Source organism: Paenibacillus sp. 01L418, from assembly GCF_056400045.1.
Genome location: NZ_JBFTSN010000043.1, coordinates 29,372 through 41,678, shown reverse-complemented (window position 1 = coordinate 41,678; position 12,307 = coordinate 29,372). Strand labels below are relative to the sequence as shown.

The 12,307-nt window shown below is 44.8% G+C and carries 11 protein-coding genes and 1 pseudogene; 1 reads left to right on the top strand and 11 read right to left on the bottom strand.

Going from position 1 to position 12,307, the window contains the following annotated elements:
• The 9 genes from AC1DSE_RS08915 to AC1DSE_RS08875 all read right to left on the bottom strand — a co-directional run.
• Positions 1 to 304, bottom strand: a 304-nt coding sequence (locus AC1DSE_RS08915; RefSeq protein WP_477527597.1) for an acyltransferase, incomplete at its 3' end; no start/stop codon positions are given.
• Positions 305 to 319: 15 nt separating this feature from the next.
• The gene (locus tag AC1DSE_RS08910; protein WP_477527598.1) at positions 320 to 1,669 is read right to left on the bottom strand and encodes a glycosyltransferase family 2 protein; all 1,350 of its coding nucleotides are present in this window, start codon (positions 1,667 to 1,669) and stop codon (positions 320 to 322) included.
• Positions 1,670 to 2,299: 630 nt separating this feature from the next.
• Positions 2,300 to 3,166, bottom strand: a complete 867-nt coding sequence (locus AC1DSE_RS08905; protein WP_477512348.1) for a PHP domain-containing protein — start codon at positions 3,164 to 3,166, stop codon at positions 2,300 to 2,302.
• Positions 3,157 to 4,068: a selenium metabolism-associated LysR family transcriptional regulator gene (locus AC1DSE_RS08900; protein ID WP_076268257.1), complete on the bottom strand. Its 912-nt coding sequence runs from the start codon at positions 4,066 to 4,068 to the stop codon at positions 3,157 to 3,159. Before AC1DSE_RS08900 ends, AC1DSE_RS08905 begins: the two co-directional genes overlap by 10 nt.
• A 132-nt stretch (positions 4,069 to 4,200) precedes the next feature.
• Positions 4,201 to 4,626, bottom strand: coding sequence for a hypothetical protein (locus AC1DSE_RS08895; protein ID WP_372238996.1), 426 nt, complete (start codon positions 4,624 to 4,626; stop codon positions 4,201 to 4,203).
• A 287-nt stretch (positions 4,627 to 4,913) separates the two neighbouring features.
• A complete protein-coding gene (locus AC1DSE_RS08890) occupies positions 4,914 to 5,177 on the bottom strand; it encodes a YlbG family protein (RefSeq protein WP_053375618.1) in 264 nt (87 codons plus the stop codon).
• A gap of 200 nt (positions 5,178 to 5,377) precedes the next feature.
• Positions 5,378 to 5,872, bottom strand: coding sequence for a YlbF/YmcA family competence regulator (locus AC1DSE_RS08885; protein WP_477512350.1), 495 nt, complete (start codon positions 5,870 to 5,872; stop codon positions 5,378 to 5,380).
• A 70-nt stretch (positions 5,873 to 5,942) separates the two neighbouring features.
• Complete coding sequence (locus AC1DSE_RS08880; protein ID WP_477512351.1) at positions 5,943 to 7,988, bottom strand: helicase-associated domain-containing protein; 2,046 nt, start codon at positions 7,986 to 7,988, stop codon at positions 5,943 to 5,945.
• Positions 7,985 to 9,688, bottom strand: a complete 1,704-nt coding sequence (locus AC1DSE_RS08875; RefSeq protein ID WP_477512352.1) for a DNA repair helicase XPB — start codon at positions 9,686 to 9,688, stop codon at positions 7,985 to 7,987. Before AC1DSE_RS08875 ends, AC1DSE_RS08880 begins: the two co-directional genes overlap by 4 nt.
• Positions 9,689 to 9,885: 197 nt before the next feature.
• Between AC1DSE_RS08875 and AC1DSE_RS08870 the strand changes: the two genes are divergently transcribed.
• Positions 9,886 to 10,731, top strand: a complete 846-nt coding sequence (locus AC1DSE_RS08870) for a thermonuclease family protein (RefSeq protein WP_339208820.1) — start codon at positions 9,886 to 9,888, stop codon at positions 10,729 to 10,731.
• Positions 10,732 to 10,788: 57 nt separating this feature from the next.
• Here AC1DSE_RS08870 and AC1DSE_RS08865 read toward each other — a convergent pair.
• Positions 10,789 to 10,977: pseudogene (locus AC1DSE_RS08865) on the bottom strand (CBS domain-containing protein); the annotation flags it as partial.
• Between the two features lie 36 nt (positions 10,978 to 11,013).
• Positions 11,014 to 12,159 (bottom strand): amidohydrolase, encoded by a 1,146-nt coding sequence (locus AC1DSE_RS08860; RefSeq protein ID WP_477512364.1) that lies wholly within the window; start codon positions 12,157 to 12,159, stop codon positions 11,014 to 11,016.
• Between the last annotated feature and the right edge of the window lie 148 nt (positions 12,160 to 12,307).

Below are 12,307 nucleotides of genomic sequence, written 5' to 3'. Positions count from 1 at the left end.
AAATTAATGACCATGTAAGCAAAGGAATGATCAGAGGCAGTATTCTTTTCTTATAAAATCCTTTATAGGACTTCACTTCGATTCTCAAAATCATGGCACCGCTGATCATAAAAAATACCGGAACAGCAAAGCGGCAAATTGAGTTGAACACATTGCTGACCCACCATGAGGTTGTCGTAAAGTCATTCGTTCGGGTCAGCAAGGATGCAGTAATATGAAGCACGATGACGGCTACTATGGAGAGAATCCTTAATAAATCAATATACATAATTCGATTATTTTGAACATGGGCTGTGCTGCTCATAATGTCCCTCCAATATTATCTCGAACTTGCCACTGTATTTGGGCTAATGGATGCGACGCCCTTGCGTTCGACAAAACCCCATCCTTCATCATTGTCGAAATATTTGAATGTTCCAATGATGTTAATGTAGAGGAGCACAAATCGGTAAGTGAACAATTCCAACTGACTAAATCCGAACATCTTAATATAATCTAGCAACGAATAATTACTGCCATATTTTTTGCACAAATAGAGTGATATCACGATTTGAATTGCATTCACTAACATCGTGACAAGGAATAGTACAATCGCTGCCCATATGCCGCTGCCCGATGTAATGGCGTGCGCCATGTGGAAAATCGTCGTAAATGCGGTTAACGTACCAAGTACGAAGCCGTCTATTGCAAAAAACAAGCTGACGCCGATGCTGAAGCTCCGAGATAATTTCGACCAATAAATGAGGATACAATCCACAAACGCTTTCTGCCAACGAATACGCTGCTTGTAGAAGTTTTTCATATTTTCCGGACATTCGGTGTAGCATACCGCCTCCGGCGCATAGACCAGTCTTTTTTTGAGTTTATTTGCTTTCATGTACTCGTGGATTTTTAAAGTGATGTCGATATCCTCGCCAACCGTGCTTCTGAACCCGTTCACATCAAACATGAGTTCTTTGTAGAAGGCTCCGAATGCCCCTGAGATAACGACGATGGAGTTAAATAGCGATTGTGTTAATTTGCGGACGTAGAAGCTGTGGATATAACTAATGACTTGGCTCTTTATAATGCCTTTTCCTATAAATTTCTCCATAATGACGCCGTCTTGTCGTTCTGCGCCTTGTACGATTTTGACGGTTCCCCCTAGGGCAATAATGTCGCTTTCGTGAAAATATTGGTTTACGTATTTTAAGGAGTTTACTTCCAGCATACTGTCAGCATCAAGCGTAATAACAATTTCTCCATTCGCATAATCGATGCCAGCATTGAGTGAATCGGCTTTGCCGCCATTCATTTTGTCCATGACGTAGATGTTGGGAAATTTGCTTGAACGGTAAAAACCTCTAATTCTTTTATATTTCAGTTTTTGACTAGCCTTTCTGTAATCATTCCGAAGGTCCAATAGCTCTTGCAGCTTGTTAAAGGTTCGATCTTTAGAGCCGTCATTTACGATAATGATCTCATGATTCTGATAATGCAGACCCTGCATCGCATCGATGCAATTTTTGATCGTAAGCTCCTCGTTATACGCAGGAACCAGGACCGATAACGACTTCTCATCAAGCTCGTTATTGAGCTTTCGCACCTTGCTGAAGAACAACGGAATAACCGTATACAGCAGTTGAAAGATGAGAAAAACAACGGTTGTCGCATACAGCATGTACTGAATAACTATCCACTCCTTCATTTAGCAATGGCGATTACGAACCATTGCTACGTTTCTTTTTCTACTTTCAACCTATCTCATCATTATCAGAATTGTAAAATCTCACCAGTTTTCAATAAAACGAATACATCTGCTATTATCTATCGTTTTCTATCATTTGCTTCGATTTTCTTGCTAAAAGCCAAATATTTAACTTCCAATCATTTGCAGATTTTGTCGAATCGAGGGTGTTGATGGAGGAATGAGCTAATAGTCATTTTTTTTGAAAGCGTATAACCAACCTCCCTAGTGGGTTTTTTCTTGGCAGCTTCTATTAAATAAAAATCGACAAAATCTATAATTTTCACTTTGTAAATGATTTATGAAATTTACGTTTGCTCATTTTCGTCACTATTTTGTCATATTTATATTGAATTATGGTGTTTAAAACCATATTTATGATTTATTAATTCAAAATTTGCATAATAACTACAAATATCTATTCCGCCCTTTTCCAAATGCAAAAAATTCGCCCGAAACCACAAAAAAGAGGCAGTCCAAAGGTTATAAGCCCTTAAGATTGCCTCTTTCAATAACAATTCGTTTCATTGCATAGTAAAGCGTTCACTTCAAGTCCTCAGATTGCTAAGGTCATCATCCTGAAGGCTGAAGCTGCTTTAGCACATTTGCATTTACGGTACGGCTGCCCACCTCGCCATGAAATACAACGCCTTGACGCGATCCATGGAAATCCGATCCACCTGTAACGATCAGGTTGAAGTCCGCTGCAAGCTGCCCGTATCTTTGCTCTTCTTCCGGTCCATGATCCGAATGGAACACCTCGATGCCCTGCACGCCATAACGTACCAGTTCTTCGACTAAAGAATCATTGTTGTATAAACCAGGATGCGCAATAACACTTGTGCCTCCCGCTTCTCTAATCCAGTCAATCGCCTCAAATGGAGTCAATCTCGGTGGATTGACATACGCCGCGGCTCCGGCAGCCAAATAACGATCGAAAGCTTCCTTCATATTTTGAACGAAACCTTTTTGGATAAGTGCAGCAGCAATATGCGGGCGACCAATACTTACTTCGGCTGCTCGGAGCTCTTCCTTCGAGCTTTCACCATGAGCCGCAGCGATAACATCATCCATAGACAGCACAACGCCAAGCTCATTTAATTTAGTTATAATCATTTCATTCCGTTGATCTCTTAGCCCGCGCAAACTCGAAAGACGCGATAACCACTTCTCGTCGTCATTATTCGTGTAATAACCGAGAATATGAATATCCGTTCCTTCTGCCACCGTGCTCACCTCAACACCGGGAACAACCGTAATGTTTAATCGTTCGCCTTCAAGCAATGCTTCAGCTACACCAGCCACCGTATCGTGATCTGTAATAGCAATCGCAGCAAGCCCTGCCTCTTTGGCTAGCCGAACATTATCCGCGGGGCTTTGCATGCCATCAGAAGCCGTCGTGTGCGTATGCAAATCAGCAAGTCCGTTCATTAGAGCCATTGCTGCAAATCCCTCTCTCTCAAAAAACTTAGAAAAGTAACAGCTGATATTGGCAATATAGCCGATTTTAAGTATATCGAATAAAACTGTCGTTGGAACTTGGAATCCGACACTTTAATCATCCGAATTAAATCAAGCGCAACTTCATGTTTTACAGAGGAAGATGAAATAAAAGATATGCCAAGGCCTGCTTCAACAGCAGATTTGACAGCTCCTGTGCTGCCCAGCTCCATTACGATCTTCATCGATGCAGGATCTATATTTTTTTTCCTCAGCTGCTCCTCCATGACAAGTCTTGTCCCCGAGCCTTGCTCACGCAGAACAAACGGATATTCCATCGCTTCTTCCAATGTAACCGATTCTCGATCGGCTAATGGATGCGATTGCGATACGATCAATCTAAGCTCATCGCTCATTACCGCCTCCATATGCATATCGGGATGATTAACAGGAGCTTCAATTAATCCGAAATTAAGCTGATGATTCAAAATATCCTCCATAATTTGCGAGGTATTCATAACTTTCATACTAATCGAAATATGCGGATATTCCTGTCCAAAAGGACCAAGCAAGCGCGGCAGAATATATTCACCTATCGTTAAGCTCGAACCGAGCTGCAATCTTCCCTTAAGCTGCTTCGTGAATGCTGACATCGCCTGATCTGTATCACGTATAAGATCGATGCTCCTCTGCGCGTAAGGCATAAGAGCCCGTCCAGCTTCTGTAAGCTCGATTCGCTTCGTTGATCGCTGAAGCAGCTTCGTGCCAAAATAATCTTCCAGTGACTGCACTTGCATCGTAACAGCTGGCTGAGTCATATGTAATGATTGCGCTGCAGCTGAAAAACTGCCGCGTTCCGCAACCGTGCAAAATATGTGCAGTTGATGAAAATTAAGCGCCATCGTCCAATCATCCTTTCTTCTGGTGCTTATTATACTATAAACCTTGTACAGAATCTTACAACACGCACAAAAAAAGCGTGCAATCTGTTTTAGGATTGGACGCTCCACTCTTTGATATATAGGTACAAAGTCTCATTTTCTTTTTCTGCTGCTTTTGACGAGAGTCATGCGCCGTGAATGGCGAAGCCACGAATAGTAGGACTTTAGATCCCTTAGCTCGATTGTTTCTGACATGCGCCCAAGGAAAGTTACTATGATCATTTTATGTAGCGGAGTTCCGGTTATATCCGTTTCTGTCATCGAATCCGCAAATTCAGCAACAAATACGAGATCGTCGTCAATTAAATAAACGTCCTGCTCATTGCGGTAGTAAGGCTCGATGCGGCCTTGTTTCAAGCATTCCCATAAATATTCAGCTATATCTTCATAACCGGTTTTCTCACTTTCTATCCGGTCAAGCCAACGACTTTTGGCATGGTTTGTAATAACGATATCCGCTACTTTTTTGTCACCTAGATCAATATAAAACGACTCATATGTGTTCCATCTTCTCGTCATTCTATCTTTCACTTCGCAACCCACTCCTTCCAAAGAACCAGGGCTTTTATACTATGAATTTAATTCCATTCTATCACGATTGTCCGAGATTACAACAAAAAATTAAAGTCCGACCATTTTTGTAAGTTTCTGGCTATTATAATAAAAAAAAGACGTTTCTCAGTGATATTGCACACCGTGAAACGTCTTTTAGTGCATTTTTTGAAGTTTTTACCAATATTTCCTTCGTTATGCGATTGATTAGCTTTACGAACAACGTCATCAGACGAGTGTTTTCGACTAAACCTTTACAAACTATAAAATCTAGTTTTATCTTCGCTGTCTTTGCTGTACTCTGTCTTAATCTCGTTTCGATACGATCGTTCAATCTTCCGTACGTACGAGAGCTTCCCCATCTGCCGCACAGCCTCTTCAGAGCGTTCCGCATTCATATACATCACAACGTAATGCATCTTCCGCGACATATAATGAACCGTCCCGAACCTCTCCAGTGATCTTGCCGCTTTCAAATCACTTACCCAAACGATATAACCTGTTCGATCCGGTAGCATCTTTTCCCTCCTAAAAGGTTTGCKTAGCAAACCTCACTTCGTAAGCATTTACCTGGGTTTGCGGAGCAAACCTCACTTCGTAAGCATCTACTTAGGTTTGCGGAGCAAACCTCACTTCGTAAGCATTTACCTAGGTTTGCGGAGCAAACCTCACTTCGTAAGCCTATGCTTCTTCCTTGTTCGCTCTTATGGCTTCTAACTTAACCGCAACCGCCGCTTCCACAGCTGCATGAGCCGCCGCTTCCACAGCTACCGCCGCCGGCAGCTTTTTCATTGCCAGGCACTTTAATATTGTCCGAAACGGACTCCGCTATCATGCGGGATACATCATAAAGCATTTCATCGACGATCTGCTCGGCTAGCTTGAAGCGGCGAACGCTTTCAATTTCGCTTAGCTCTCGTTCGATTTGCTTCACTTTGTCTTTCGCTTCGTTGTAGTCAGGATGAAAGCGCCCGAATCGTTGGCATTCCTCAAACAGTATCTTCGCTTTATCGAACCGTTTGGTAATTTGCTTCACTTCTTCATCTTCATTCACAGCTGACTTCCAATATAAATATTCGGCAACTTCCGCCGATTGATTAATCGAATCACCTAAATCATAGGCGCAAAGCAGCAGCGACGCCATATCGAGAGAAGAAACGCCGCCTTGCGGTTGCTCCAACTGAATAGCCGTTAAACCTTCAGCAGTTGGCATTTATCCACCTCTTTCCCATTCGCTAAATTCTACACTATCATATCATATTTAATTAGCCAATAGATAGAGATTATATTGGGCTGCCTTGGCCTGGTATCACTAAGCACATCTCTTCCCACATATCAGGAGTCAGCCTGATCTGCTCTCGCTGCGGGTCATCACGCAGCAGCCCAACAACGGCCCATCCGTCGCCTTGCTGCTCAAGCTTCTCAGGCACAAACGAACGAAGCTCTCTTTCCATGCGAAGCTGGACGGGCGTTTGCCATTGCAAGGCCTTCTCGATTAATTCTTTTCTTGTCGAATGATGGTATGCACGCAGCTGCTTTGTCCACATGGATGGCACAAGCTCCATTTCTGAAAACAATAGCAGTTTTTTCCTAGCGGCTAAATCACTGAGTTCATAATGATGAAGCGGAAAAGATTCATAAATATAAGAAGGAGCGGGTATTTTTGATTCCTCCTTCGGAAGAAGCTCAAGTAAGCGCGATCCCTCTATATCGATACTAACGAATGGGTATTTATATTCGTCATTCGCAAATTCTGTCTGAACCATTTTTCGTGCGGGATATCCTGCTTTTTGCAAACATGCTCGAATCTCACTTATATGAGACTTTTCAACAATGAAATCCAAGTGACCAAGCTTCTCCATCAATAAAGGGGCTACACCAGAATCATTTTCCACTATTGCCGCCATCTCTTCACTATCGCAGCGCAGCAGCGCAACTTCTGCGAAAAAAGTACGGCTAGCACGGCTCGTCCATACTTCCAACAAAGCGATTACCGTAGAAGGCAAATGATCTCCGCCTGATGCCTGCTCAAGAAAGCTTTGAATGGAGGCTCTTGATCTTCCTTGCTCCAGCGCCCTTGTAATTGATGCTGCTTCAAGACGGTAAACAGAAACCTGCTCATCTGATTTGCGTTCAGCTATCAGCTCCAGCTCCCACCTTATCCAGAAGGGACATTCTGGCTGTACAATTAATTCCCCATTCGGTTGAACAGTAACAACTGCATCAAGCGCCTGCACCTGCATCGGAGGCTCTTTACGTAATGGAGCAGCTGCTTTCCATCTGAAAAAAAACTCATTGTCCGCTGCTTGCTGACAATCTACTAGCTCCATCCAGCCTAGATTATGCCATAAACCAAACCAGCTTGGCCTTGGTTGAGTTCGATTTATGTTTTGCTCCGGGCCTATATCGGCAACAATCCGATTCTCATGAAGCCACGTATCCACACGCTGATTAGAATACCATTCACCTGCTTGAAGACTCGTCAACGAGGCAGCCAAATGGGCGTTTCCACCTGCGGCTGGAAGCAGCAGCGCCAAGCACCAATTCATTAATTGATATTCTCTGACAGTCTCATCAAGCATTAGCCACTTTTTAAGCTGGTCATCATTCCATTTCAATGCCCCATTCACTGCTGTTAACAGCCCAAACGCAAAACCTGCTTCCAAAATGAAGGCAACCTGTACAGGATAAATATCTGAGTAGGACCATTTCAGATCAAATGATTTAAGCCAGCACTCCTCCAAATCTGCAGCCTGCAGCAGCTTAGCAACCGTCTTCTTGGGAAGCGTGCCGTTTGTCGTAAGAGATAAGCCGCTTCTCCCCAATAACGAAAAGGCACTGAGCAGCTGTCTGCCAAGYGGCCTGCAATAAGGTCGCATGACACCATTCATTAGTCTTTCCCTCTGAAGCTCAGTCAGCGCCTCAGCTTTGTATGGGAATAACATCCTCTGCCACACTGCGAAACATTCTACAGGCATAAAATACAGACTCTCTCCCCATACTTTATGTACCGTGAATAATACGCCCCATTCCTCAAGCTCTGCCAATGCGAGCTGACATTCCGCCCCTGAGAGGCTTGTGTTGTTCCGAAGAACTTTAAGGAGCCGTTCTCCGTCTGCGGGAGCAGCTGCAAAATAACGCAGCATTTCCGTCAATACTTCCGCTGCATACGGCGAGAGCATAGAAACAGCTTCTCGGATTGTCTCATCGTCTACCGCTGCTTCTCCCCATGACAGGCCTCTTTGACCAGCTTTCTGCCAAAGCGGTCCCTCCATCATATGATCCAAGCGCTCAGCGGATAACTTGCCTAGCAGCTGTTTCATTTTCATAGAGCAGCAGCCTCCTCAAGCTTGTCCTCATCATCCGGCAAGCTAAGTCTCTCGTAGTGATACCCTTGCTCCAGCATAAAAAGCTGTCTTTTCATCGCAAATTCCGTTTCCTTCGTCTGATCCGTTACAATGGTATAAAACCATGCGCAATTGTTAATCGCTTTTGGCCGCAGCAATCTCCCAATCCGCTGAGCTTCCTCTTGCCGTGAGCCAAAGCTGCCGGATAATTGAATGGCTACGGATGCATCAGGCAAATCCACTGCAAAATTAGCTACCTTGGATACGATTAACACTGATATGTCGCCTGCTTTAAAGCTGTCATAAAGCATTTGTCTCTCGAGCTGCGGCACCTCTCCCGTCAGCAAGGGAGCGCCAATAACTGCGGACAGCTCATGCAGCTGGTGCAAATACTGGCCAATAATTAAAGTCGGTTTACCTGCATGCTCCTGCAATAGCTGCTCTACAACTTTGATTTTTGCAGGATTTTCCGCAGCCAATCTGAGCTTGGAACGCGCAGAGGCCTGTGCATACAAAGCCGCTTTACTTATATGTAGTGGAACCCTAATCTCTGTGCAAGCTACTGCCGCTATATACTCGCCAGCCTCGGCTGTCTTCCATTGCATGTCGAACTGCTTCGGACCTATTAATGAATATACATCCTCAGCACAGCCATCCTCACGTACGAGTGTCGCGGTTAAGCCAAGCCGTCTTGTCGCTTGTATATCTGCAGTCATCCGGAAGACTGGAGCTGGCAGCAAATGCACCTCATCGTAAATAATTAGTCCCCAATCCCGTTCGGAGAACAGCTTCATATGGGTAAAAGGAGACTCCTTGGATTTGCGATGCGTCAAAATATTGTAAGTTGCTATCGTAACAGGGCGTACCTGCTTCAATGTGCCGCAATATTGACCTACATCCGCATCCAACAGCGACGTTTTATCCAGCAGCTCGTCTTTCCATTGTTTTACGGAGGTAGAATTAGAAGTAAGTATAAGTGTTGCTCTGCCCAAACGAGCCAATGCGGCTATGCCCACAATGGTTTTACCCGCTCCGCAAGGCAATACGATTACGCCGCTTCCGCCTTCCACTTTGCCTTCCTTATAAAAAAGCTCGACAGCAGCCTGCTGATAGTCCCTTAAATCAAACAAACGATTTCGCAGCGTATGCTTCCTCAGCTCTACCGGTAGCTCCTCGCCCACATGATAGCCTGCTAGATCAATGACAGGATATCCAAGTCGTGTCAGCTCCTGCTTCAAGGCGCCTCTACAGCCTTCATCAAGCTCCCAAGCGGCATGAAGCCGTGCTTTTACCCAGCTTGTTATTGACGGTTGTTCCGAAAGCTCATCCAAAATAGCTTGTTCTCCGTGCAGCATCAGTTTGTTCGATTCCGTAGACAACCAAAGCTTGCCATATCTGCTAATCAGTTTGCGAATCATTACCTCCGCTTGAAATGGCAGCTCGTATCTGCTGTATTCTGTTAGCCAACCTATGATTTCTTCGCCAGTAATCCCAGCTGCTGCTGCATTCCAGAGAGTCAAAGGTGTCATTCGATAAGTATGGATCGCTCCAGCTCTTCTAATTGCATCCATGAAGAGAACGAGCTTATCTCTAGCTTGCTGTGCATGTGGCTTGCGTTCATCAAGCAGAACCATTAAGTCTGATTGCACAATTAATGGCCGATCGTTTGGATGCTGCATCATTCTCCTCCTTCAAAAATTCATCAAAACGGCCTCTCAAAAAAATAGCCTAGATCTTGCTCTTCCTCACAGTATGAAGAAATTAACACCATTTTATGCTTTAAGTATCTGGACAACTGCGCGATTTTTATGTTCAAGATGTGTTATAGTAATAAGAAGATTGTATATAAACTGCAAATTGGGGTGGAGGTACCGCATCTATGAAAAGAATTATAATCATTCTCCTCATGCTCATTTGCATGCCGCTTGCCGGCTGTACGGCCATTTCCGAGCTTTCTTCGAACGTTATACAAACCAACCAATGGTATCAGGTAGCTGGCTTTATAGATGGTGATACTTTCAAAATCAAAACAGGTTCTAGTGAAACGACGATTCGACTACTTTACGTAGATACGCCGGAGACCAAGAAACAAGATAGTCCAGCCGATCCATTCGGACCCGAAGCTGCTGCCTTCACTGAGACGCTTCTGACAGAGTCGCAAGAGGTTAGGCTTACCTTCGATAAGGAGCTTAAAGATCGCTACGATCGTACGCTGGCAATCGTGGAGCTGAAGGATGGACGAATATTAAACGAGGCACTCATTGAGGAAGGTCTTGCGAAGGTACTCATCATAGAGCCTAACGTCAAGATGGAAAACGCATACAAGCAGCTGGAGCAGCAAGCTGAACAAGCGAAGCAAGGTTTATGGAGTAATGATGCCGAAATTAATCACACAAGCTTCCCTGTAAAAAAAGCGGCGCGAAGCGGCATTACGATTGAGGTGGACAAACAAGCCGAGCTTGTCACCATAACGAATACGACGGATGATGCCATTCAAATGAAAGGCTGGAAGCTGGTTAGCGTTCGAGGCAATCAAACCTATCCGTTTGGCCAATATGTCCTGAATGCACAGAAAAGAGTAGTCATTTCCTCAGCAGACGAGGTGCGTTCATCAGATGATGACCTGCTCCTTTGGGGAGCAACAAATATTTGGAACAACAAAGAATCGGACCCTGCGGAGCTCTATAACGAATACAATGAATTAGTAGCCGTATGGGAAGACTAATAACAAATAAGGCTGTCCAAGCGCGTTTAACAGCGCACTCGGACAGCCTTATTTATATTAATGAAACGTTGGAGGAGATGCTGAATACTCTTGCTCCGAAATTGAGCTAAGCGCCTCCCCGGCTTCATCGGCAAAAATATCTCGTACAGCAAGATCTCCGATTGCCAGAATCCCTACTAGCTCTCCATCATCCACAACCGGAAGTCTGCGTATCTGCTTAGATGCCATCAGCTCCGCGGCCTCATCGGGAGCATAACCTTTTTAGAACCTGAGCATCCGCTTTTACGCGGTTGAAACAACTCCGCTCGCATATTCCTCAGCCATACCAATAAGAAGTCTGGCTGCCTGCTGCATCGCTCTCTCGTCAATGTCGAATTTAGGGTGATGATGCGCATACGTCGCACCGCAGCTCTCATTGCCAGCACCAACAAACATAAAGCAGCCAGGTACTTTTTCCAAGTAATAAGAAAAATCCTCAGCAACCGTAATGGCTTCCGAACGCACAACCGCGCTTTCACCGAACAGCCTTTCGCCAACCTTGAAGAAACGCTCAGCCTCTTCTTCATCGTTTACGACGGGCGGATAACCAATCCTCATCTGGTAATCGAATTCCGCGCCATGCATTTGGCATATATGCGTGACAAGCGACTTGAGCCGGTCATGTATCATCATTCTCGTCTGCTCGTCAAACGAACGGACAGTTCCTTTTAATCTGCAACGTTCCGCAATGACGTTATTGGTCGTACCTGCTTGGAAAGAACCAATAGTCACCACTGCCGGATGCAGCGGGTTCACATTGCGGCTTACAATGGATTGGACGGATTGCACAAGCGTTGAACCAATCATAATCGCATCAATAGCTTGATGCGGCAACCCCCCATGACCGCCTCGTCCGACAATATCAATAACGAATTCATCCGCAGCAGCCATAAAGGCTCCTGGTTTGGACGACACCAAGCCATATGCGAGCGGTGTCCACAGATGAACGCCATAAATGACGTCTACTCCATCCAGTGCTCCATCCTGAATCATCGGCATTGCTCCGCCAGGTGTAACCTCTTCGGCTGGTTGGAACAACAGTCTGCGCTCACCGCAAATAGCGGATCGATTCGCCGAATAATAAGACGCAATCGCTAGAAGCGTAGATGTATGTGCATCATGACCGCATGCGTGCATAACGTTTGGCACCTTAGACGCATACTCGCATTTTTTCTCATCTTGAATAGGAAGTGCATCAATGTCAGCCCGCAGCGCTATGACCGGTCCTGGTTGATCTCCCTTAATGGTTGCAATTAGTCCATGTCCGCCAACCCCAGTCTGGACCTCTATGCCCAGCTCGCTTAATTGGGTAGCAATCCAGCTTGACGTTACACGCTCATGGAACGAAAGCTCAGGATATTGATGAAGATGTCTGCGCCAATTCATCATTTTTGGAAATAGCTGCTCTAGCTGTAGATCTACGATATCCTCTGTTTGCAAATCGCAAACCCCCTTACATTTTCAAAAAAACTACGAATCCTATCATGCCATTTAGTTTACCAGATGAACGGCTTAATTAGGAAGCAAATGCATCACT